Below are 22,219 nucleotides of genomic sequence, written 5' to 3'. Positions count from 1 at the left end.
GATCAATGATGACTAAAGTGACTCAACAAGATTCAAAACAATATGGACGTCCGGATGATGCAAAAATCATCCCGTTCATGAAGATTGCTAAACCTGCGGCAATCTTCTCGATCCTTATTACTTTGGCAAGTATTTTCTTTATTGCGACTAAAGGTCTTAACCTCGGTTTGGACTTTACAGGTGGTGTTTCAGCTGAGCTTAACTATGCTCAACCAGCCAATCAGTCTGAAGTTATTCAGGCTCTCGATAAAGCTGGTTTTAAAGATGCTGTAGTACAAACTTTAGGCAGTAATAAAGACTTACTTGTGCGCATGCCAGTACAAGAAGTTAAGGTTGAAGATCTTAATAACGCGATCACTAAGGCTGTACAGTTACCAAATAATGCTGCCGAAGTTCATAAAGTGGACTCTGTAGGTGGTCAAGTTGGTAACGAGTTATATATTCGTTCTGCTGGTGCTGTTGCACTTGCACTTATCTTAATGTTGATCTACGTAACCATTCGCTTTGAGTTTAAACTCGCGATGGGTGCCGTAATGTCTTTATTCCACGACATTATCATTATTATTGGTGCTTTTGCATTATTCCAATGGCCATTTGACCTTACAGTGTTAGCTGCGGTACTTGCTGTCATTGGTTTCTCGCTTAATGACAACATTGTAGTGTCAGACCGTATCCGTGAAAATTTCCGTAAGATTCGCGGTGCGACTCCTCGTGAAATCGTCGATATTGCTTTAACTGAGACTTTACGTCGTACCATTCATACATCAATGACGTTATTGCTGGTTGTACTTGCAATGATGTTCTTAGGCGGTGATGGTCTACACTGGTTCTCTGTGGCAATGTTTGTTGGTGTATTTGTTGGTACTTATTCTTCGATCTATATCGGTACTGCATTTGCATTATGGCGTGGTCTTAACCGCCAAGACTTCATCGTTCAAGTTAAACCTGAATTTGAGGATGAGATTCCTTAAGCTGTCTAAAACAAGACAAATAAAAAAACCGCGATTCATTCGCGGTTTTTTTTATTTGATTCAAAAATTATTTACGGCGTAATGCATCTGAAATTGCTTCAACCAATTGTTGAGAAATTTCTTGTTTAGAGGCTTTCTCTAATTCACGCTTTTTCATGTGATAGCTTTCAGCAAAGAAAACTGTCATCGCATTCTCATCAGAAGCAAACCCAATATCAGCACGAGATACATCGTTGCACGCAATCATATCTAGTTTTTTAGCCACGAGTTTCCCTGCCGCATATTCTTCAACATTTTGCGTTTCAGCTGCAAAGCCTACCATAAATGGACGTTTCTCCTGACCTGCAATTGTTGCCACAATATCTGGATTTTTGACAAGGGAAACGTTCAACTCATCCCCTGCTTTTTTAATCTTATGCTCAGCAACTTCTGCTACGCGATAGTCCGCAACTGCCGCAGTCGCAATAAAAATATCACAGCCTGTTTCTAGAGAACTCATGCTGACGTCAAGCATTTGTCGTGCTGAGGCAACATTTACACGTTGAACACCATTTGGCGTATCTAAACTTACAGGTCCAGCAATCAGAGTCACTTGTGCGCCAGCAGCATAACAGGCAGCGGCTAAAGCAAAGCCCATTTTTCCCGTACTATGGTTTGAGATATAACGGACAGGGTCAATCGCTTCACGTGTCGGCCCAGCAGTAATAACCACTCGCTTACCAGCCAACAAACCAAATTTTTCAGCGATGGCACGTTGAGCTTGATGGAAATAGCCAGCGACTTGGCGAGCAATTTCTTCTGGCTCTGGCATACGGCCTAAGCCGACATCACCACACGCCTGCTCCCCCGCATCTGGCATGATCACATGTACGCCATCTTCGACCAAGGTTTGCAAATTACGTTGAGTTGCTTTAGCCGCCCACATTTGCTGGTTCATCGCCGGAGCTACCCAGACAGGAGATTTTGTTGCCAAAAAAACTGTACTGAGTAAATCATCTGCCAAACCATTCGCAAATTTAGCCAATGTGTCACAGCTTGCAGGTGCGACTAGTAATAAATCAGCCCAACGTGCTAATTCAATATGTCCCATACCCGCTTCAGCCGCAGGGTCTAGAAGTTCAGTATGAACAGGATTACCAGAAAGAGCCTGAAAAGTTAATGGTGTAATAAATGCCTGAGCACCATGTGTCATCACTACTCGCACGTCAAAGCCATAATCTTTGAGGCGGCGGACTAAGATGGCACTTTTATAGGCAGCAATTCCGCCAGTAACAGCTAAAACAATGTTTTTATGAGGAATAACGCTTAGATCAAAGCTCACGAACAGGATACCTTTCTGTTGCAGTGGCGCTCACAATAGCATTAAATACGCGCAGACCCAAGATTGATTGGGCAAACAAAATAAAATTTTAAGCGAATAATGCTGGGGAATATGAATACTTCTATTAAAAATTGGCCTGAACAAGAACGGCCAAGAGAACGGTTATTACAACAAGGTCCACAAAGTTTATCAGATGCTGAGCTACTCGCGATTTTTCTTCGCTCAGGTTCACGGCAATATTCAGCAGTCGAGTTATCTCGTTTACTCATTCAGCACTTCGGTAATCTTAATGCCGTGTTTGATGCCTCATTTAGTGAGTTAACTCAATTTAATGGCATTGGGGCAACGAAATATTCACAATTACTGGCAGTCAAAGAACTTGGACGGCGTTATCTCGATCATCACTTCCAGACAAATAATCTCAGCCTCCATTCATCAGATTTAGTTTTGGATTATCTGCGCTATGAATTAAAAGGTGAAAAACAAGAAGTCTTTGCTGTTTTGTGCCTAGATCCCGAATTAAGAAAGCTTCATTTTAAAAAGCTATTCTTTGGTTCAGTTCAGCATTGCGCAGTCTCAGTCAATCAAACCCTACGCTACGCCTTACAGCAACATGCTTGCCAGCTCGTGATTGCACACAATCATCCCTTTGGTTCAGCGCAGCCGTCTTCCGAAGATATTGCCTTAACTCAGCAACTTGAACAGGCTTGTCAGCTTGTCGAAATTCGTCTGCTTGACCACTTTATTATCTCACCAGAAGGGAGCTTTTCCTTTGCTGAACAACAACTGCTCAACCTAGCAACAATATCAGTTCAATGATATTGACAAAGTACTACTAAGCCTAGAAGATCAAAACAAAAATAGCGACGTTTAAAATAAAATGATTGTTCGGGAACAGCCTAGTATTTTCAAAGTATTATTCTCTTGGCGAGGCACAATTTTACCCAAAATTTTGCCATCCCTAGGCGTTGTGATGCTGATCTCGGCAATCATTGGTGGAGTGGAGTACATCAATCTTTATCGCTTTCCAGAGATTCCTTTGGTTGGCTTTACGCTCATTGGTGTCGTACTTTCGATCTTCCTAGGATTTAAAAATACTGCGTGTTATGACCGTTGGTGGGAGGCCCGAAAATTATGGGGCGTTCTCATTGCAACTTCACGCCATTTTGACCGTGACTGCCGTATTTTAACTCAAGCTCGCCGTGAGCGTGTTATTCAACATGTGATTGTTTTTGCTAATGTATTGCGTGACCGTTTACGTCGTCAGACGGCGAACCCAACTGAGTTAATTCAAACCAGTGGTATGAGTCAGCAAGCACTCACTCAACTCTACCAACAAAATAATGCCCCTCAGTACACGCTCAGTCTCATTCATTGGGAATTGTTGCAGGCACTTAAAGAAGGTGAAATTTCTGACATCATTTATGCACAAATGAATAAAAATGTTGCCGACTTAAGCGTCGTACAAACTGGCTGTGACCGAATTGCCAATACACCTATTCCATTTGCTTATTCAGTTTTACTTAACCGCACAGTCTATTTTTTCTGTTTTATGTTGCCGTTTAGTCTGGGTTCATTGCTTGGATTAGCAACACCTTTACTCGTCGGAATTTTGGCATACACATTTTTAGGTCTGGATGCGCTAAGCTCTGAAATTGAAGAGCCTTTCGGTACGCAAAGTAATGATTTACCACTAGATGCAATGGTACGTAGTATCGAGATTGAGTTATTAGGGACTCTCGGTAAACCGACACCTCCTCCAATTCAAGCTCAAGATAACAACTTACTCTGAGCTCGATTAAAGAAAACGTTCCCAAATCCCATGCTGCTTATCAGTGGGTTTAGGCGTATTTCCTAGTTTAATCCATGGCATATTTTCACCATGAAAATCACTGCCAATTGAAACTGCCAACTGATATTGTTCAATCATTCGATCAATCATCTGGCGAGTAGATAGAGGTTCCATTGGTGGAGGTAACTCAATTGCGTCTCCACCTGAAGTCGCGAATAATTCAATTAAATAACGAACATTAGTTGCAGATAAATCATAACGGGTCGGATGTGCTAATACTGCAAAGCCTTTACTTTGATGAATCACATCAATGGTTTCTTTTAAGCTTAGTCCTTCAAACTTTACAAAAGCACGTTTTCCTTCTTTTAAGAAACGATCAAATGCTTGTTGAGGACGAGTCACGACATTTTTCTCGACCAATGTTTTAGCAATGTGAGTTCTTGTTATCCTATCCGCCTGATGTTCTACTTTAGCAAGAACATCATCATAAATCTGAAAACCAATACATTTTTCTAATAGCTCACAAATCACTTTAGCTCTTTGCGCTCTAATTCTTTTTTGTTGTTCTAATGCTTCTAAAATTGGTGCTTCATCTTGCATATTTAAAGCAACAATATGTACACCATAACTCTTCTTAGTGCTTGGACGCGACCACTGACTAGAAATCTCTGTACCAGAAATAATATTTAAATCATGACCTTGCGCAGCATTTTTTGCACGCTGCAGCCCATCCATTGTATCGTGATCAGTCAAAGCCAGTATATGCAAGTTCACATCAATAGCAGCTTGCACCAGCAATTCCGGAGACAAAGTTCCATCAGAAATATTGCTATGTGTATGTAAATCTATGCCTTGCATCTTTTATACTATGCCATTCGCCAAACCTGATCAGATACTCTAACATGAAAGCACTTCTGGACTTTGTTCCATTAATTATTTTCTTCTATTTATATAAAACAGTTGATCCAACTGACACCCAGCATCCTTTACTGAAACTGATCGGGTCTGCTGGTGGTGCCGATAATAATAATATTCTTGTAGCGACGACTGGCTTAATTATTTCAATGCTTGTGGTATATGGTGCCCTATTCGTTTTCCAAAAATTCCGTCTTGACAAACAACAGTGGTTTGTATTGTTTATGACTGTCATTTTTGGTGGTATCACCCTCATGTTAAGTGACGACTTCTATATTCGTCTTAAAGCTGCGATTTTAAATTTAGTTTTTGCAGGCGCATTCTTGGTTTCACCTTGGTTTGGTAAAGACCGTAAACCACTCATTCAACGCTTATTTGACCCTATTTTAGATTTGAGTGAAAAAGGTTGGAAAAACCTCAATTTTGCTTGGGCAGCGATGTTTGTCGTGATGTCTTGTCTACATGTATTCTTCGCATTTTTATTTCACGGTGGAAAATATTGGGGCGAATTTACTGCATTTGGTGACATGATCGTGATGTTTTCATTTATCATTATTCAGTTCATTATTTTACGCAAACATTTTAAGTCACCAGACGCTTAAAGTGCTTCCAGATTGATTATAGAGATACGATTACATGCCTTTTTTTGTTCTAAGCTGTACCGATAACGAAGGAACTTTAGAAAAACGCTTGGCAGTACGCCCTCAGCATATCGAACGCTTACAAAAACTCGATGATGAAGGCCGCCTTGTTACAGCGGGTGCTATGCCAAAAGATCCTAATGATCCGCAAGCAGGCTTCTATGGTAGCACCATGATTGTTGAATTCGACAGTCGCGAAGCATTAGATGAATGGTTAAAAGAAGAACCTTTTCTTAAAGAAGGCATTTATGCTCACGTTGATGTAAAACCGTTTAATAAAGCATTTCCAAAAGGGTAAACGCATGCAGCTTGCAATCAAAAGCTTTCTTGGCTTGTGTTTGATATATTCAACTGCTGGAGCAGTTGAACCTGCTGCGACACCAGCAACTCCTTCCCCAAGTGCGCCTTCAACTCAAGCCGCTAAACCAGCTCCAACATCTGCAACTGGAGTCAAAACAGCAGCGACGACAGCACCAACTGCAACACAACCACTTACAGCAGAACAGCTTGCAAAGAACAAGCAACAGCAAGACGCAAAAATCAAAGCCTTAGTTCAAGATCAAGCATCTCGCTTAAAACAGCTAGAACATGCCAACCTTGAAGCATTGGCTCAGAACCAAGAGTTACAGCTAAAAAATGATAATCTCTCTGTTCAGGTTCAAGTCTTACAAAGTGAACGAAGTGCGCAAATGTTTTTATATGGTGCTGTTACCTTAGCGGGTGGTGTATTGCTAGGTTTCTTTATTGCTAGTTATATTCATACAAAACGTCGACGCCAGTGGTAATACCAAGCGATCTATTAAATTCAATGAACGTATCAAACCGTATCCAAACAGCAGAACTGGACTGGGAATTTGTCGATGGTATCGAGATTCCCATTTCCAAACAATTTGGTGATGTCTACTTCTCTAAAGATAATGGCCTACTTGAAACACGACATGTTTTTCTAAATGGTAATGACTTATCAGAACGATTAGCTAATCTAAAAGATTTTGAATATTTCAGTGTAGGAGAAACCGGTTTTGGTACAGGTTTAAATATTCTTGCACTCTGGCAACTTTGGCAGCAAATTCGTCCTAATAATCAAAGCCATTTACACGCAATTAGCGTAGAAAAATTTCCGTTAAGTAAAGCTGATCTTATTCGCGCTTTAAATGTCTGGGATGAGCTTAAACCACTTGCAGAGCAGTTAATTGAACAATATCCCCTGCCTATTGCTGGATGTCATCGTTTAACTTTTCCTAAAGAACGTTTTAGCATCGATTTATGGCTTGGAGATGCGCAAGAAATTTTTCCAAGCATGGCTAAAACTAAAGCTGTGAATGCCTGGTTTTTAGATGGCTTTGCACCGTCTTGCAACCCAGACATGTGGGAACAGAATGTTTTAAATAATATTGTCCGTCTTTCAGGTTATGGCACTACCTTTGCCTCTTTTAGTGTTGCTGGCATTCTAAAACGTGGACTCAAAGCACATGGTATTGATATTTCTCGTCCACGTGGTTTTGGCCATAAACGAGAAATGCTCAAAGCAGTCTGGAATCTGCCTGAATCTGATGAAGGTTCCACAGAATTAGGGCAAACTCATGCATTGGCTACAGAGCAACAGCATATTGCGATTATAGGGGCTGGTGTAGCAGGTTTAAGCACGGCGTGGGTATTTGCAGCACGTGGCCACCAAGTGACCTTATACGAGCAAACAAATGCATTATCGGGTGCCTCTGGAAACCCTTTGGCATTACTTAATCCGAAACTATGCCCAATTGAACAAAGTCATGAACATCTCATGACCTTAAGTTGGCAACATGCTTTAAATTTTTATAAAAATTTTAATGCATTCCGTCCACTTCAAATTCAACAAATTGCATTGAAAAATGCAGAAGAACTTCTCGATTTGGTAAATCAGTATCCAGCTCAAGTTGTTACTAACTCAGCGAACTCACTTGAAACTGATTATTCAAGCATATTACTAACTGAGGCTGGTTCCGTTTCACCACATCAATTACGTGATGAAATTTTGCAGCATCCATGTATCAATCTCAAAATTGCCCATGTCACAGCACTTGTTTCTTGTGAAAATAAAGTTCAATTGCAAACCGACAACGATATCATTGCAGAAGCAGACAATGTCGTTGTGTGCTGTGCTCGAGAAAGTGCTGCTTTATTCGACAGCTATCCACCGTTAAAACCAATACGTGGACAAGTGAGCTGGGTTGATAATACGTTTGCCCCTCTGCCTTTAAATGAAGCTTATAGCTATGGCGGCTATTGCATGCAACTTGACGCCTCACAGATGATTTTGGGTGCATCTTTCTACCCAAATCGTGAAGATCAAGATGTACTTCCCGAAGACCATGTGCATAACTTTGAATTAATCCACAGCGTATTCCCTGAATATGCTGAAAAGTTACCGTCACCTTCGACATGGCAAGGGCGTGCATCTATACGGGCACAAAGCTTGGATTATTTTCCGCTGGTTGGAAAAATACAGGACAATAGCCGAATTGCTACTTTTGCTGGGCTTGGCTCTAAAGGCTTCTTATTTGCCCCGCTGTGCAGTGAAATCTTAGTTGCTCAAATGTTAGGAGAAGCTTGTCCCGTACCAGACCGCTTATTACAAAAATTGAATCCTCAACGGTTCCAAAAGAAAGTGAAACCTAAAAAGCCTTATTTTAAACCGCAATAATTCATTTCAATAAAAAAGCACCCGAAGGTGCTTTTTTTATGCGCCCTGCTCTAGAGGCAAGCCAGCATCACGAGCTGCACGTGTCCCGCCCATCAGCACGACATATTCACGCGAGGCATCCAATCCTTCTAGTTTCTCAGCTGCACGAGGAGCTTTGCTACCACCACCACATAAAATATAAATCGGCTGACCCGCAGAGACCTGGTTCAAAATATCAGCATTCAAATCATTAATTGGGCGATTCACCGCACCTTTAACATGCCCTTCTGCATAAGCATTAGTATCACGGACATCCCAGATAACAGCATTTTCTGGGAATTCAAATGTTGTAATTTCTTGTTTACGGATCATTGTGCACTCCTTTGATGTAAACAACACTTGGCAAATGAAGAAAACCCTCTTAGCATCTCAAATATTCTTTCACTTTGTAAAGGTCTAAACTATGCCTTCTTTCGATATTGTCTCTGAATTAGAGTTATTTGAAGTTAATCATGCTGTACAAAACACACAAAAAGAGATTGCAACACGCTTTGACTTCCGTGGTCACGATGTTTCTATCGAATTAAATGAAAAAAATAAAGAAATCAAAATCAGTACTGAAAGTGATTTCCAGTGTGAACAAGTTTATAACATGTTAGAAAATCATTTTTATAAACGTAAAATTGATGTTCAAGCACTTGATCCACAAAAAGCTGCGGCTTCTGGCAAAAACTTTGTACAAGTCATTAAACTTAAAGATGGTCTTGACTCTGATACTGCAAAAAAAATTAATAAAGCCATTAAAGAAAGTGGCGTTAAAGTGCAATCTTCTATTCAAGGCGACAAAATTCGTGTGACTGATAAAAAGCGTGACACCTTACAGCAAGTCATGACTTTTTTACGTGAACAACAATTCGGTGTGCCACTACAGTTTAATAACTTTAAAGATTAATATCTTGTCGGCCATTTAAAGCTAAGGTAATCCCATGTCTCAATCCAACCGTCTATCAAAACTGGTAAAAGCAACTTCAAAATTCCCTAAAGGCATTCGAAGCACGCTTTGGAGCAAGGCGTTTGGCCGTATCGTACCAATGGTGGGTACAGCAAATATCCGCTATCTGGAAGTAGACTCAAACCACGTTACTGTCCGTTTAGATAACCAAAAAAATATGCAGAATCATATTAAAGGAGTGCATGCTGCGGCTATGGCGCTTTTAGCAGAAACTGCAACAGGTTTTCTAACCGGTTTACATATTCCTGATAATCGTATTTTATTAATCAAATCATTACATGTAGATTATTTAAAAGTGGTTGAAGGCGGTTTGACTGCTACAGCAACATTGTCTGCTGAACAACAAAAGTTTATTGCAGATAATGAGAAAGGTGAACTTGTGATTCCTGTTACTGTGATTGATGATGCAGGCAATGAACCAATTCAATGCCAAATGCTCTGGGCATGGTTACCTAAACGTAAGAAATAATAACTAATCTAAAGTATTTTTAGACGGTTATTTACCTCAAGATATAAAACTAATATTTTGTATCTTGAGGTTAAAAATGAAAAAAATATTAATTCTTTCCTCTTTATTTACCAGTTTAATATTTACAACAATAACGGCTCACGCGACTGAACCCAGCATTAAAACCAGTAAAGTAACTTCGGCTAAATCAGAAGCTATTGATAAAGTAAGTGCTCAAAACAAAAGAATAGTGACCGACTTCTATGAAGGTGTCTTTTTAAAACATAAAGTCAAAGAATATGCAGACCGCTATATTGGTCAACAATACATTCAGCACAATCCTAATGTGCCAGATGGTAAAGCACCTTTCGTTAATTTCTTCACTGAAAAATTCCAAAAGAATCCGCAAGCTAAAAAATGAGATTAAACGTGCGATTGCTGAAGGCAATCTTGTCGTTTTACATGTCCATTCCACTGAAAACGAAAAAGATCGAGGAAGAGCGATTGTTGATATATTCCGTGTTGAAAATGGAAAAATCGTAGAGCATTGGGATGTGATACAAAATATTCCTGAGCAAAGCAAAAATACAAATACGATGTTTTAATTTCTAAAAACTAGTTTTTCTTTTGAATAAAAATTAAAGCCTGAATACTAATATTCAGGCTTTCTGATTCTTATTGAGTTTCCAAAAACTTTTGTTTCGCTTCTTCAGGTATTTGACGCTTATTACCTTTTACATCTACTGCTACAAAGGTAAAGACTCCTTCAGTAATGCGTATTGGTTCACGAGAGTCATCATGACTATCCCAAACTTCAATTTGCATCTGAATAGAAGTATTTCCAACTTTTAAGATCTTGGTATAGCAGCTAATGACAAAGCCAACTTTTACCGGAACCAAAAAGGTCATTTGATTAATAGAAATCGTAGCACAGCGCCCACGACTGAAACGTTCTGCGTGAATTGCTCCAGCCAAGTCCATTTGTGACACAATCCATCCACCAAATACATCACCGCTCCAGTTTGTATCTGCTGGCATGGCAATCGTTTGTAAGGATAAAATTCCTTCTGGTTTGGTATAAGCTTCTGACACCTTAGCTCCCGAAATTCGTTTGAAGTTGTTGATCGAGCCACTGTTGCAATTCAGGCGCACGTAATGCACCGCTAATACGCGCGACCTCTGTCGTTTTATTCATTAAGACAAGTGTCGGAATACTTCTCACATGAAAAGCTTGGCTCAAGCGAGGAGATTCTTCGGTATCAATCTTGGCAAAGATAACGCCTGGATTCTGTTTTGCGACCTGCGCAAAATGTGGAGCCATCATTTTACAAGGTCCACACCATTCTGCCCATAAGTCTATAAGAATAGGTAGATCACTATTCGTGATGTAGTTACTAAAATTCTGCTCATTTAGCTCAATTGGTGCAAGCGTTAGTAGTGGCTGATGACATTGCCCACAGCTTGGTTGCTCTGGAAGTTTTTCTTCTGGAACTCGGTTTTTAGCACCACACGATGCACATACAATAATCATTTACATCACTCCTATATGCTGATGTAAAAATTCTAATTGGGTTGTCACTGCTTTTTCAAACCATGAACCGTGATAGATATCAAAATGTTTCATATCCCATTCATGATAACTCACAAAAGGCGCAATGTTTGTCGCAGCTTCACGGCTTGACTCAATAGGAATAAGCGAATCTTTTTGAGCAGCAATAAATAAAACAGGAATATTAATCTGGCGCACAACTTGGATTGGACGGTATCGCATCAGATTAAAAAAGACACGAGCAGGAACTTCCCCACTCCAATAATAATCAGGATTTACAATCGATAAATAGCCATAATAACTATCAGCCGTAGGCATAAAGCATAAGTTATGTTGATCAACAACAGGTAATCTCTTTGGATTAAGCCCCATCTTTGATCCCATATAATCCTGACTCGATAGCTTTAATGCTTGGGGATAGCGCTGCAAAGGATAGAGCTTGGCAGTTTCAGCACCATCTACATAAGGAATTTGTACTAAAACCGCTTGAATATTCTTTAACTCAGAAGCTAGGCTTAGTGCATATCCCCCACTTAAAGAAGTTCCCCAAAGCACAATCCTTCGGTTATCTACAAGTTTACAAGTCGAAGCATACTGAATCACCGTCTTCCAATCTTCTAATTGTGAATTGATTGAGACCATTTCTCTAGGCTTGCCAGTACTACCACCCCAATATCTGTAATCAAATAAAATAACAGCGTAACCTGCTTGAGCAAATCGCTGGGCATACTGAATAAGTTTAAATTGACGCAATCCAGCAAAACCATGCGCCATGATAATTACCGCAGATTTATTATTTGTTTTTGGAATATAAAAGTCAGCTGCGATCATTTCCTGATCACATGGAACATATAAAGGCTCAACCGTATAAGCGTGCATATGTGCTCCGTGGCATTATGGTCGAAGTAATGAATTTACAAAAAACATCCTGATCGCCTTTTAAAAATCTAGAGCTGTTCTATGACATAAGTTTTATCTATGTAGGAACAACGTTTTAGTGTCTTGTATCTCAGGTTAAGCTTAATGCTATGATACAGCATAAGAGGTTTTGTTAAATTTTGGAGTGACGAAATGTCAGATAATGTTGGTTTCGCAGGTCAAATTGGTCCAGAACACGTTGGCCAAGTTGTAGAAAAAGGATTTAAATCTATTATTAATAACCGACCAGATATGGAAGGCGGCCCAGAACAACCTACAAGCGCTCAGATTGAAGAAGCAGCACGTCAAGTAGGCTTAGACTATGTTTATCAACCTGTTGTAGCTGGACAAATTACTGAACTAGATGTACGTACTTTTGCTAATCATTATAATGAATTGCCAAAACCTGTGCTGATGTTCTGCCGCACAGGAAACCGTTCAAACAACCTATATCAATTAGCAAAACAAATGGATTTGTTAGACGATTAAATTATTGAATGAGCCAACGAGAAGCTCTATTTTTCCTAAAAAGTAGAGCTTTTATTAATAAAAAGAAAATATACAACTGTATCAATTCAACAGATATATAAATAATTTTCAGCTAAAGTATTCAAATCACATTAAATTTCTCAGTTCTCTTATGAATAAACTTATATTTTTATTGGTCAGTTGTCTTATTCTTAATGCATGTTCATCTATGCAGGTCCGACCTACCGTAGGTGTTAGTATGGGAACACAACTCTAAAAAAAGAAGCAGCTTAAATGCTGCTTCTTTTTATATTAATTACCATTTGAACAATTTGGATCTATTCCATATGGGCTTTCTATATTTGGCCCATTAAGATCAGTAAGATTAACATCTTTCGATAAATAACCTAAAGTTAAAGATGTAGATCCTTTAATTAAACTTCCCGAAACTGTAGATTTAGCAGTTAACTGAACAGTTAACCATGATGCATAAATTTTAGGATATTGAATTTTAAGATCAAAACGTCCATTTGCATCTGTCGTATATTTATTATTGGTTGCAGCGGTACCTGCACTGTTGATATACGATACAACTTGGACTGTAGAATTTTCTTTAAGCGGCTTTAATTGATTAATAACGTCCCCATTCACATTTACAGCTTGGACTGGTGATGTACAAGCTGTTCTAATAACAGGAAGATATTCATCTGGTTTACCATCAGTTGGATTAGAAGTATCAACAAAACCATATCGACCCTTATAATACGCAAGAGCATTAACGCCCATGACTACATCTTGATTGGGTATCGGTTTACCATCCACATCAGTCACTTGTACTGAAATATTTTTATAGTAGTAGACTCCATCACTTGAATCTTCCATTGCGGTCGGATTATATGCTACGGCAATAGCGCCTACTGCTACTGGTACATCAGAATTAACCACATCAATTTTATAAGTATAAATTTTTGTAGATTGGCCAAAGTTTGCTTCTAAAACAAGATCATCTGTTACGAACTGAGCAGCACTATATGATGAAGTTCTTTGATTTTCACTAAAAGATAAAGTATAGGTGATCTGACCATTTGCATCAGTTTGTGTCGCATTAGGAGTAAATTTGACACCATTTAAAACTGAATTTCTAACTTTAAGTGTAATCGCTTGGTTTGCTAAAGTTGCACCATTTGCATCTACAGCTGTTAATGTGACGGTTGTTTGATCACCTCTAACATTTAGAGAGGTTTTTGTAGCATCAAACAATACAATACTCGTAGTATCAGCTTCGACAGTACTGTTGCTACCTGTTACTGTCACTGTCTGTTCTTGAGTAAGCGTACCATTATTCGTAGAGACTTTTAATTTAAAACCATTTTTCACCAACTCATTTATCGAACTCGATGTTTTTGGTGTTTTTATAATGTATATAGCATTACCTGCCGCATCAGTAGTTTGAGTAGATACGCCTTCTATAGATACGTTATTTGTTGGATCATCTAATTCCAAAGTGACATTAGCACCAGCAACACCGCCTTTATTCTTATCTAAAGCTCTAACAGTAACAGTTAAAGTATCATTCGTTGCAGCAACTGATAATTTATCTAGTTCTATCTTTAAAGCTGTAGCAGTCGCTTGCTGAGATCCGCTATTATTACTTCCAGATGATGAGTTACTATTTGATGAACCATTTTGGTAATAGCCATCACCGCCTCCCCCGCCACAACTTGCTAACATAATTGACACAGCAATAGCCGACAACTTTAAGGTAAGTTGTTTTTTATACATACTTTTCATTTCCCCAATCTTTCCTAAAGGTATAAGATTTTTTAATTATTTATATTATTAGTGTAATCATATTCACCATACTCTGTAAACATAAATTACATTGTGTTTTATTATGTAACTTATTAAGTGAAAAACTTATAGATATTGGAATTTATAATGTTCGATATTATTATCATTGGCGCAGGTACTGCTGGTATTAGCGCATACAAAGAAGCCGTTAAACATACCAACAATATTTTAATTATAAATGATGGACCATGGGATACCACTTGCGCCCGTGTAGGCTGTATGCCAAGTAAAGTTCTCATCTCTACAGCAAACCGTATGTTTGATATTCAAAATGCTCAAGAGGTTGCTTTAGACGTATCTGCAAATATTAATACTGATCAAGTGATGCAGCATGTACAGACTTTACGTGACAGATTTACACAAGCAACTTTAAAAGATGTAGATCAATGGCCGACTGAGCATAAAATTTCTGGCAAGGCACATTTTATTGATGCACAAACTGTAGAAGTTAACGGAAAACAGTACAAATCAAAAAGTTTTATTCTAGCGGTTGGTTCAACCCCTAATTATGATCAAACTTGGAAGCAAGAATTAGGAAACCGGCTTATAACAACAGACCAAATATTTGAGTTAAAAACACTTCCTAAATCTATTGCTGTAATTGGTAGCGGTGTAATCGCTCTTGAGATCGCACAAGCTATGCATCGCCTAGGTGTAAAAACAACAATCTTCGCTCGCAGTAAACGAATTGGAATCCTAACTAGTTCTAGACTTCAACAGCTTGCTCAAAAAGAGCTAGGAAAAGAATTAACAATTCTATTCGAGACTTTACCGAGTGAAGTTAAATGCAGTCAGGAAAACGCTGTATTAACTTACCAATTTGATGAAACAGAGAAAACTCTCGAAGTTGAATATGTTTTAGCTGCAACCGGCCGTACAAGTTTAATTGATACTTTAAAACTAGAAAATATTGATAATTCATTCAAAGATATTAAGTTATTACCTGTAAATGCTAAAACTAAGCAGCTAGATACATATCCATTTTTTGTTGTCGGTGACGCTTACACCTCAACACCACTACAACATGAAGCAGCTCATGAAGGTAAAAAAGTTGTTTATAACTGCTTAAATTATCCGCAGGTAAACTCAGTTAAGACACTTACTCCATTAGGAATTGTCTTTAGTCATCCTGAAATGGCGATCGTAGGTCAAAGTTATAAGCAATTAAAAGATGAAGGTATAGATTTTATTACAGGCGAAGTCTCTTATGAACGACAAGGAAGAGCTATAGTTCTTGGAAAAAATAAAGGTGCTATTGAAGTTTATATAGAACGAAAAAGCCAAAAGCTTCTAGGTGCTGAGCTATTTACAGAAGCAACTGAACATATGGCCCATTTATTAAGCTGGATAATCGGTGAAGAATTAACGCTAAATGATATTCTAGAGAAACCCTTTTATCATCCGACTTTAGAAGAAGGTCTTCGCACTGCTCTAAAGCATGCGCGTAGACAACTGAAATAATCGATTTTAGAAGAGCTCTTTATTAATAAAAATTGGCTCTTCTCTACTTCACATTGCTTTAATTAATTCATTTGATGGGAAATAACCGCAACTAATGAATCATTCTTTTCAGATGAACTAGTATATATCCATGTTTCTAAAGCCTTCCCATTTTTAGAAATAATATAATTTGTTGTGGTCAAATTCTTATCTTTATATACTTCTTTTTTATAAGTTAGGCCCGTAGATTCTGGAGGTAGCCAGCTTTCTAAATTCTTCTGAATTTCAGTTGAATTTCCTTTATTTATAAATAATGAACATACGCCATTATCGAGTTGAGTAATAACAAATTTTCCTTCAGAGGAACTTATCATCCAAGCATGACCATTATAATCTTTTAAAAAATGCGCAGCATATTCATTAGGCATTTGGATAAATCCCATATTTTTTGCTTGTTTATTTATTAATTCTGGATTTCCTCTAGAACTTACACAAATATTTAAAAAAGCTTTTGTACTATACAAACTTTTCACAGTTTCATTAGCATATATACAACTACAATTCAGTGTTGTAGCCAATATAAAGGAAAATATTTTAAATTCTGAAAATTTCATTATTAATACTCTTTTTATCATTTTAAATAGTGTGATTTATATTACAATTCATTCTAAAGTTAGTCAGGGATTTAGATTTTATATTCTCCCAATAAAGAAACACCCCCATTCGTTAGAACGGGGGTGTTTAGAATAATGAGCTGGCGATGACTTACTCTCACATGGGTAACCCCACACTACCATCAGCGCTAAGAGGTTTCACTTCTGAGTTCGGGAAGGGATCAGGTGGTTCACTCTTGCTATGGTCGCCAGCACAACTGGTATGGATACTTGCTTCGTTTTATTCACTGTGTGATACGTTGCGTTTTCCAAATCTTTACAGATGGGCTGATTGGATCTGATTTTGTTCATTTTAGCTAAGTGTTTAACTAAATCAAGTTGCTTTGCATGTTTATGAATCGATTGATGCTTCATATACAACTGCTTGGGTGTTGTATAGTCAAGCCTCACGAGCAATTAGTATTGGTCAGCTTCACATATCACTATGCTTCCACATCCAACCTATCAACGTCCTAGTCTCGAACGGCTCTTTAGAGGAATAAATTCCTAGGGAAATCTTATCTTGAGGTAGGCTTCCCGCTTAGATGCTTTCAGCGGTTATCCCTTCCGAACATAGCTACCCGGCGATGCGACTGGCGTCACAACCGGTACACCAGAGGTTCGTCCACTCTGGTCCTCTCGTACTAGGAGCAGATCCTCTCAAATTTCCAGCGCCCACGGTAGATAGGGACCGAACTGTCTCACGACGTTCTAAACCCAGCTCGCGTACCTCTTTAAATGGCGAACAGCCATACCCTTGGGACCTGCTTCAGCCCCAGGATGAGATGAGCCGACATCGAGGTGCCAAACACCGCCGTCGATATGAACTCTTGGGCGGTATCAGCCTGTTATCCCCAGAGTACCTTTTATCCGTTGAGCGATGGCCCTTCCATACAGAACCACCGGATCACTAAGACCTACTTTCGTACCTGCTCGACTTGTGGGTCTCGCAGTTAAGCGCGCTTTTGCCTTTATACTCTACGCGTGATTTCCGACCACGCTGAGCGCACCTTCGTACTCCTCCGTTACTCTTTAGGAGGAGACCGCCCCAGTCAAACTACCCACCAGACACGGTCCTCGTCCCGGATAACGGGACAGAGTTAGAACCTCAACATTACCAGGGTGGTATTTCAAGGACGGCTCCATTGGAACTAGCGTTCCAACTTCAAAGCCTCCCACCTATCCTACACAAGTAAGGTCAAAGTTCAGTGTCAAGCTGCAGTAAAGGTTCACGGGGTCTTTCCGTCTAGCCGCGGGTACACTGCATCTTCACAGCGATTTCGATTTCACTGAGCCTCTGCTGGAGACAGCGCCGCCATCATTATGCCATTCGTGCAGGTCGGAACTTACCCGACAAGGAATTTCGCTACCTTAGGACCGTTATAGTTACGGCCGCCGTTTACTGGGGCTTCGATCAAGAGCTTCGCTTACGCTAACCCCATCAATTAACCTTCCAGCACCGGGCAGGCATCACACCCTATACGTCCACTTTCGTGTTTGCAGAGTGCTATGTTTTTAATAAACAGTTGCAGCGGCCTGGTTTCTGCGGCTGTCGTCAGCTCAGGAAGCAAGTTCCATCACCAACAACAGCGTACCTTCTCCCGAAGTTACGGTACCATTTTGCCTAGTTCCTTCAGCAGAGTTCTCTCAAGCGCCTTGGTCTACTCGACCTGACCACCTGTGTCGGTTTCGGGTACGATTCCTGTGTAACTGAAGCTTAGAGACTTTTCCTGGAAGCATGGTATCAGCCACTTCACTGTACAAGTACAGCTTGCTATCGGATCTCAGTATAGAGTACCCCGGATTTGCCTAAGATACATACCTACATCCTTCCACCTGGACAACCAACGCCAGGCTGACTTAACCTTCTCCGTCCTCTCATCGCATTACACAGAAGTATTGGAATATTAACCAATTTCCCATCGACTACGCCTTTCGGCCTCGCCTTAGGGGTCGACTCACCCAGCCCCGATTAACGTTGGACTGGAACCCTTGGTCTTTCGGCGAACGGGTTTTTCACCCGTTTTGTCGTTACTCACGTCAGCATTCGCACTTCTGATACCTCCAGCATACTTCTCAATACACCTTCATCGGCTTACAGAACGCTCCCCTACCACTTGACTAATGTCAAATCCGCAGCTTCGGCACATAGTTTTAGCCCCGTTACATCTTCCGCGCAGGCCGACTCGACTAGTGAGCTATTACGCTTTCTTTAAAGGGTGGCTGCTTCTAAGCCAACCTCCTAGCTGTCTATGCCTTCCCACATCGTTTCCCACTTAACTATGATTTTGGGGCCTTAGCTGGCGGTCTGGATTGTTTTCCTCTTGACTACGGACGTTAGCACCCGCAGTCTGTCTCCCGGATAGTACTCATAGGTATTCGGAGTTTGCATCGGTTTGGTAAGTCGGGATGACCCCCTAGCCGAAACAGTGCTCTACCCCCTATGGTATTCGTCCGAGGCGCTACCTAAATAGCTTTCGGGGAGAACCAGCTATCACCAGGCTTGATTAGCCTTTCACCCCTATCCACAAGTCATCCCCTGGCTTTTCAACGACAGTGGGTTCGGTCCTCCAGTTAGTGTTACCCAACCTTCAACCTGCTCATGGATAGATCGCCTGGTTTCGGGTCTATACCCAGCAACTAAACGCCCTATTAAGACTCGATTTCTCTACGGCTCCCCTATACGGTTAACCTCGCTACTGAATATAAGTCGCTGACCCATTATACAAAAGGTACGCAGTCACACCACGAAGGTGCTCCCACTGCTTGTATGCATGCGGTTTCAGGATCTATTTCACTCCCCTCACAGGGGTTCTTTTCGCCTTTCCCTCACGGTACTGGTTCACTATCGGTCAGTCAGGAGTATTTAGCCTTGGAGGATGGTCCCCCCATATTCAGACAAGGTTTCACGTGCCTCGCCCTACTCGTCATCATTATGTGTGCCCTTTCGTGTACGGGAATATCACCCTCTACGTTCGCACTTCCCAGAGCGTTCCACTAAAACACACATAACTTAATGGGCTGATCCCCGTTCGCTCGCCGCTACTGAGGGAATCTCAATTGATTTCTTTTCCTAAGGGTACTGAGATGTTTCACTTCCCCTCGTTCGCCTTGCAACACTATGTATTCATGTTGCAATACCTACCTTAAAGTAGGTGGGTTCCCCCATTCAGAAATCTCCGGATCAAAGGATATTTGCCGCCTCCCCGGAGCTTTTCGCAGGCTATCACGTCTTTCATCGCCTCTGACTGCCAAGGCATCCACCACATGCACTTAATTACTTGACTATACAACCCCAAACAGTCGTCAACACCTACAAGTGAGTGTTGTCCGTGCGATTCTTCATCGCTACTATCTGTTGTCTGTGCACTTAAACACTGTACAGCTTCAATCTAAATTCATATACCAAAACGCTTGATTCAGTTAATTTGCTAGTTCTCAATTCATCTAGATTAATTGCTTAATCTAAACTCTTGAGTGAACAATTTATTTCAGACTCAATTTTGCCAATCTGTTAATGAATAAACATACCTTCGTCAGGTCATGCTTAATACCGTGATACTTAAATCACAGAAGTTAATAAACCAAGATCTAAATCTCTATTTACTAATTTCTGTAATCCGAACTTCTCTTAAGTTCTGGTGGAGACTAGGAGAGTCGAACTCCTGACCTCCTGCGTGCAAAGCAGGCGCTCTACCAACTAAGCTAAGTCCCCAGCTTACATCATCAGTCATGTATCTTTTATCTATAACTTCAACCAGTCAAAGTCATGGTGGGTCTGACAAGACTTGAACTTGTGACCCCACGCTTATCAAGCGTGTGCTCTAACCAACTGAGCTACAGACCCTCAGATACATCTATGAAGAACAACTTGTTGTGGATTCTTACCAATCGTCAATCTTTCGTTAAGGAGGTGATCCAGCCGCAGGTTCCCCTACGGCTACCTTGTTACGACTTCACCCCAGTCATCGGCCACACCGTGGTAACCGCCCTCTTTGCAGTTAGGCTAGCTACTTCTGGTGCAACAAACTCCCATGGTGTGACGGGCGGTGTGTACAAGGCCCGGGAACGTATTCACCGCGGCATTCTGATCCGCGATTACTAGCGATTCCGACTTCATGGAGTCGAGTTGCAGACTCCAATCCGGACTACGATCGGCTTTTTGAGATTAGCATCCTATCGCTAGGTAGCAACCCTTTGTACCGACCATTGTAGCACGTGTGTAGCCCTGGCCGTAAGGGCCATGATGACTTGACGTCGTCCCCGCCTTCCTCCAGTTTGTCACTGGCAGTATCCTTAAAGTTCCCGACATTACTCGCTGGCAAATAAGGAAAAGGGTTGCGCTCGTTGCGGGACTTAACCCAACATCTCACGACACGAGCTGACGACAGCCATGCAGCACCTGTATGTAAGTTCCCGAAGGCACCAATCCATCTCTGGAAAGTTCTTACTATGTCAAGGCCAGGTAAGGTTCTTCGCGTTGCATCGAATTAAACCACATGCTCCACCGCTTGTGCGGGCCCCCGTCAATTCATTTGAGTTTTAGTCTTGCGACCGTACTCCCCAGGCGGTCTACTTATCGCGTTAGCTGCGCCACTAAAGCCTCAAAGGCCCCAACGGCTAGTAGACATCGTTTACGGCATGGACTACCAGGGTATCTAATCCTGTTTGCTCCCCATGCTTTCGCACCTCAGCGTCAGTGTTAGGCCAGATGGCTGCCTTCGCCATCGGTATTCCTCCAGATCTCTACGCATTTCACCGCTACACCTGGAATTCTACCATCCTCTCCCACACTCTAGCTAACCAGTATCGAATGCAATTCCCAAGTTAAGCTCGGGGATTTCACATTTGACTTAATTAGCCGCCTACGCGCGCTTTACGCCCAGTAAATCCGATTAACGCTTGCACCCTCTGTATTACCGCGGCTGCTGGCACAGAGTTAGCCGGTGCTTATTCTGCGAGTAACGTCCACTATCTCTAGGTATTAACTAAAGTAGCCTCCTCCTCGCTTAAAGTGCTTTACAACCATAAGGCCTTCTTCACACACGCGGCATGGCTGGATCAGGCTTGCGCCCATTGTCCAATATTCCCCACTGCTGCCTCCCGTAGGAGTCTGGGCCGTGTCTCAGTCCCAGTGTGGCGGATCATCCTCTCAGACCCGCTACAGATCGTCGCCTTGGTAGGCCTTTACCCCACCAACTAGCTAATCCGACTTAGGCTCATCTATTAGCGCAAGGTCCGAAGATCCCCTGCTTTCTCCCGTAGGACGTATGCGGTATTAGCATTCCTTTCGAAATGTTGTCCCCCACTAATAGGCAGATTCCTAAGCATTACTCACCCGTCCGCCGCTAAGATCAGTAGCAAGCTACCTCTCTCCGCTCGACTTGCATGTGTTAAGCCTGCCGCCAGCGTTCAATCTGAGCCATGATCAAACTCTTCAGTTAAAATCATTTTGCACCTTATTTAAAGACAAGGTGCCAATTCTGGCTCATCAATTACTGACTTAAATTTCGCTCAAATAAACTTCGAGTAATTTAAACCAATCAATCAATGAAAATTATTTCGATTAATCAATCAG

General features: G+C 40.9%; 19 protein-coding genes, 2 tRNA genes, 3 rRNA genes and 1 pseudogene. 12 read left to right on the top strand and 13 right to left on the bottom strand.

All coding sequences use genetic code 11. From position 1 onward, the window contains the following. Positions 1-5 precede the first annotated feature (5 nt). The gene (secF, locus tag MKL33_RS17950; RefSeq protein ID WP_016802533.1) at positions 6-971 is read left to right on the top strand and encodes a protein translocase subunit SecF; all 966 of its coding nucleotides are present in this window, start codon (positions 6-8) and stop codon (positions 969-971) included. Between the two features lie 67 nt (positions 972-1,038). Here secF and coaBC read toward each other — a convergent pair whose 3' ends face one another. Continuing rightward, complete coding sequence (gene coaBC, locus MKL33_RS17945; RefSeq protein WP_002116235.1) at positions 1,039-2,292, bottom strand: bifunctional phosphopantothenoylcysteine decarboxylase/phosphopantothenate--cysteine ligase CoaBC; 1,254 nt, start codon at positions 2,290-2,292, stop codon at positions 1,039-1,041. A gap of 99 nt (positions 2,293-2,391) precedes the next feature. Here coaBC and radC point away from each other — a divergent pair, with 99 nt between their 5' ends. Both radC and MKL33_RS17935 read left to right on the top strand, forming a co-directional pair. Then, entirely contained in the window at positions 2,392-3,111 is a 720-nt protein-coding gene (gene radC, locus MKL33_RS17940; protein WP_002116331.1) for a RadC family protein, read from the top strand. A 61-nt stretch (positions 3,112-3,172) separates the two neighbouring features. Continuing rightward, the gene (locus MKL33_RS17935) at positions 3,173-4,084 is read left to right on the top strand and encodes a bestrophin family protein (RefSeq protein ID WP_005064169.1); all 912 of its coding nucleotides are present in this window, start codon (positions 3,173-3,175) and stop codon (positions 4,082-4,084) included. Positions 4,085-4,090: 6 nt separating this feature from the next. Here MKL33_RS17935 and MKL33_RS17930 read toward each other — a convergent pair whose 3' ends face one another. Further along, positions 4,091-4,942 (bottom strand): PHP domain-containing protein, encoded by an 852-nt coding sequence (locus MKL33_RS17930; protein ID WP_270907461.1) that lies wholly within the window; start codon positions 4,940-4,942, stop codon positions 4,091-4,093. A gap of 44 nt (positions 4,943-4,986) precedes the next feature. On the opposite strand from MKL33_RS17930, the gene MKL33_RS17925 reads away from it, so the two are divergent. Genes MKL33_RS17925 through mnmC form a run of 4 tightly spaced genes read left to right on the top strand, consistent with a single transcriptional unit; the run spans position 4,987 to position 8,323 of the window. Beyond that, positions 4,987-5,601 (top strand): septation protein IspZ, encoded by a 615-nt coding sequence (locus tag MKL33_RS17925; protein ID WP_005064166.1) that lies wholly within the window; start codon positions 4,987-4,989, stop codon positions 5,599-5,601. 34 nt (positions 5,602-5,635) lie between these two features. Further along, complete coding sequence (locus tag MKL33_RS17920) at positions 5,636-5,938, top strand: YciI family protein (protein ID WP_002116400.1); 303 nt, start codon at positions 5,636-5,638, stop codon at positions 5,936-5,938. Positions 5,939-5,942: 4 nt separating this feature from the next. Then, positions 5,943-6,425 (top strand): hypothetical protein, encoded by a 483-nt coding sequence (locus MKL33_RS17915; RefSeq protein ID WP_069036225.1) that lies wholly within the window; start codon positions 5,943-5,945, stop codon positions 6,423-6,425. A 23-nt stretch (positions 6,426-6,448) separates the two neighbouring features. Then, on the top strand, positions 6,449-8,323 hold the full coding sequence (gene mnmC / locus MKL33_RS17910) for an FAD-dependent 5-carboxymethylaminomethyl-2-thiouridine(34) oxidoreductase MnmC (protein ID WP_270907460.1): 1,875 nt from the start codon (positions 6,449-6,451) through the stop codon (positions 8,321-8,323). A 36-nt stretch (positions 8,324-8,359) separates the two neighbouring features. Here mnmC and MKL33_RS17905 read toward each other — a convergent pair whose 3' ends face one another. Then, positions 8,360-8,674: a rhodanese-like domain-containing protein gene (locus MKL33_RS17905; RefSeq protein ID WP_002116171.1), complete on the bottom strand. Its 315-nt coding sequence runs from the start codon at positions 8,672-8,674 to the stop codon at positions 8,360-8,362. 91 nt (positions 8,675-8,765) lie between these two features. Between MKL33_RS17905 and MKL33_RS17900 the strand changes: the two genes are divergently transcribed. From MKL33_RS17900 to MKL33_RS17890, 3 genes and pseudogenes are all read left to right on the top strand, one after another. Further along, on the top strand, positions 8,766-9,254 hold the full coding sequence (locus tag MKL33_RS17900; protein WP_002051423.1) for a YajQ family cyclic di-GMP-binding protein: 489 nt from the start codon (positions 8,766-8,768) through the stop codon (positions 9,252-9,254). Between the two features lie 34 nt (positions 9,255-9,288). Further along, a complete protein-coding gene (locus tag MKL33_RS17895; RefSeq protein ID WP_005804736.1) occupies positions 9,289-9,783 on the top strand; it encodes a DUF4442 domain-containing protein in 495 nt (164 codons plus the stop codon). Between the two features lie 76 nt (positions 9,784-9,859). Next, positions 9,860-10,367: pseudogene (locus tag MKL33_RS17890) on the top strand (nuclear transport factor 2 family protein). Positions 10,368-10,437: 70 nt separating this feature from the next. On the opposite strand, the gene MKL33_RS17885 reads toward MKL33_RS17890, so the two are convergent. From MKL33_RS17885 to MKL33_RS17875, 3 genes are read right to left on the bottom strand one after another with little or no spacing between them, the layout of a single operon-like run. Continuing rightward, complete coding sequence (locus MKL33_RS17885) at positions 10,438-10,854, bottom strand: acyl-CoA thioesterase (protein WP_002116010.1); 417 nt, start codon at positions 10,852-10,854, stop codon at positions 10,438-10,440. Position 10,855: 1 nt separating this feature from the next. Continuing rightward, the gene (gene trxC / locus MKL33_RS17880; RefSeq protein WP_069036227.1) at positions 10,856-11,293 is read right to left on the bottom strand and encodes a thioredoxin TrxC; all 438 of its coding nucleotides are present in this window, start codon (positions 11,291-11,293) and stop codon (positions 10,856-10,858) included. After that, a complete protein-coding gene (locus tag MKL33_RS17875) occupies positions 11,294-12,190 on the bottom strand; it encodes an alpha/beta hydrolase (RefSeq protein ID WP_005064153.1) in 897 nt (298 codons plus the stop codon). Positions 12,191-12,382: 192 nt separating this feature from the next. Between MKL33_RS17875 and MKL33_RS17870 the strand changes: the two genes are divergently transcribed. After that, positions 12,383-12,718, top strand: a complete 336-nt coding sequence (locus MKL33_RS17870) for a TIGR01244 family sulfur transferase (protein ID WP_002116083.1) — start codon at positions 12,383-12,385, stop codon at positions 12,716-12,718. Between the two features lie 291 nt (positions 12,719-13,009). On the opposite strand, the gene MKL33_RS17865 is transcribed toward MKL33_RS17870, so the two are convergent. Continuing rightward, positions 13,010-14,488 (bottom strand): Ig-like domain-containing protein, encoded by a 1,479-nt coding sequence (locus MKL33_RS17865; RefSeq protein WP_119684714.1) that lies wholly within the window; start codon positions 14,486-14,488, stop codon positions 13,010-13,012. Between the two features lie 147 nt (positions 14,489-14,635). Here MKL33_RS17865 and MKL33_RS17860 point away from each other — a divergent pair, with 147 nt between their 5' ends. Then, positions 14,636-16,009, top strand: a complete 1,374-nt coding sequence (locus tag MKL33_RS17860) for a dihydrolipoyl dehydrogenase (RefSeq protein WP_270907459.1) — start codon at positions 14,636-14,638, stop codon at positions 16,007-16,009. A 62-nt stretch (positions 16,010-16,071) separates the two neighbouring features. Here MKL33_RS17860 and MKL33_RS20640 read toward each other — a convergent pair whose 3' ends face one another. From MKL33_RS20640 to MKL33_RS17830, 6 genes are all read right to left on the bottom strand, one after another. After that, positions 16,072-16,602 carry an NMCC_0638 family (lipo)protein gene (locus tag MKL33_RS20640; protein ID WP_069036230.1) on the bottom strand — a complete coding sequence of 177 codons (531 nt, stop codon included), beginning with the start codon at positions 16,600-16,602 and terminating at the stop codon, positions 16,072-16,074. 138 nt (positions 16,603-16,740) lie between these two features. Next, a 5S ribosomal RNA gene (gene rrf / locus MKL33_RS17850) occupies positions 16,741-16,855 on the bottom strand. A 182-nt stretch (positions 16,856-17,037) separates the two neighbouring features. Then, a 23S ribosomal RNA gene (locus tag MKL33_RS17845) occupies positions 17,038-19,928 on the bottom strand. Between the two features lie 352 nt (positions 19,929-20,280). Next, positions 20,281-20,356: transfer RNA gene (locus tag MKL33_RS17840), tRNA-Ala, on the bottom strand. 55 nt (positions 20,357-20,411) lie between these two features. Further along, positions 20,412-20,488: transfer RNA gene (locus MKL33_RS17835), tRNA-Ile, on the bottom strand. Positions 20,489-20,547: 59 nt separating this feature from the next. Then, a 16S ribosomal RNA gene (locus tag MKL33_RS17830) occupies positions 20,548-22,085 on the bottom strand. The 16S, 23S and 5S rRNA genes sit together here with 2 tRNA genes alongside, the layout of an rRNA operon. Between the last annotated feature and the right edge of the window lie 134 nt (positions 22,086-22,219).

Source organism: Acinetobacter sp. AOR43_HL (assembly GCF_027854635.1).
In the GTDB taxonomy this organism is placed as follows: domain Bacteria; phylum Pseudomonadota; class Gammaproteobacteria; order Pseudomonadales; family Moraxellaceae; genus Acinetobacter; species Acinetobacter pittii.
Note: the sequence above shows the minus strand (reverse complement) of the source record. Positions and strands in the feature narration are given on the sequence as shown.

What these genes read in the sequence shown, in the direction of transcription:
- secF (WP_016802533.1), top strand. Translation starts at nt 6, where the DNA reads ATGATGACTAAAGTGACTCAACAAGATTCAAAACAATATGGACGTCCG.
- radC (WP_002116331.1), top strand. Translation starts at nt 2,392, where the DNA reads ATGCTGGGGAATATGAATACTTCTATTAAAAATTGGCCTGAACAAGAA.
- MKL33_RS17935 (WP_005064169.1), top strand. Translation starts at nt 3,173, where the DNA reads ATGATTGTTCGGGAACAGCCTAGTATTTTCAAAGTATTATTCTCTTGG.
- MKL33_RS17930 (WP_270907461.1), bottom strand. Translation starts at nt 4,942, where the DNA reads ATGCAAGGCATAGATTTACATACACATAGCAATATTTCTGATGGAACT.
- MKL33_RS17925 (WP_005064166.1), top strand. Translation starts at nt 4,987, where the DNA reads ATGAAAGCACTTCTGGACTTTGTTCCATTAATTATTTTCTTCTATTTA.
- MKL33_RS17920 (WP_002116400.1), top strand. Translation starts at nt 5,636, where the DNA reads ATGCCTTTTTTTGTTCTAAGCTGTACCGATAACGAAGGAACTTTAGAA.
- MKL33_RS17915 (WP_069036225.1), top strand. Translation starts at nt 5,943, where the DNA reads ATGCAGCTTGCAATCAAAAGCTTTCTTGGCTTGTGTTTGATATATTCA.
- mnmC (WP_270907460.1), top strand. Translation starts at nt 6,449, where the DNA reads ATGAACGTATCAAACCGTATCCAAACAGCAGAACTGGACTGGGAATTT.
- MKL33_RS17905 (WP_002116171.1), bottom strand. Translation starts at nt 8,674, where the DNA reads ATGATCCGTAAACAAGAAATTACAACATTTGAATTCCCAGAAAATGCT.
- MKL33_RS17900 (WP_002051423.1), top strand. Translation starts at nt 8,766, where the DNA reads ATGCCTTCTTTCGATATTGTCTCTGAATTAGAGTTATTTGAAGTTAAT.
- MKL33_RS17895 (WP_005804736.1), top strand. Translation starts at nt 9,289, where the DNA reads ATGTCTCAATCCAACCGTCTATCAAAACTGGTAAAAGCAACTTCAAAA.
- trxC (WP_069036227.1), bottom strand. Translation starts at nt 11,293, where the DNA reads ATGATTATTGTATGTGCATCGTGTGGTGCTAAAAACCGAGTTCCAGAA.
- MKL33_RS17875 (WP_005064153.1), bottom strand. Translation starts at nt 12,190, where the DNA reads ATGCACGCTTATACGGTTGAGCCTTTATATGTTCCATGTGATCAGGAA.
- MKL33_RS17870 (WP_002116083.1), top strand. Translation starts at nt 12,383, where the DNA reads ATGTCAGATAATGTTGGTTTCGCAGGTCAAATTGGTCCAGAACACGTT.
- MKL33_RS17865 (WP_119684714.1), bottom strand. Translation starts at nt 14,488, where the DNA reads ATGAAAAGTATGTATAAAAAACAACTTACCTTAAAGTTGTCGGCTATT.
- MKL33_RS17860 (WP_270907459.1), top strand. Translation starts at nt 14,636, where the DNA reads ATGTTCGATATTATTATCATTGGCGCAGGTACTGCTGGTATTAGCGCA.
- MKL33_RS20640 (WP_069036230.1), bottom strand. Translation starts at nt 16,602, where the DNA reads ATGAAATTTTCAGAATTTAAAATATTTTCCTTTATATTGGCTACAACA.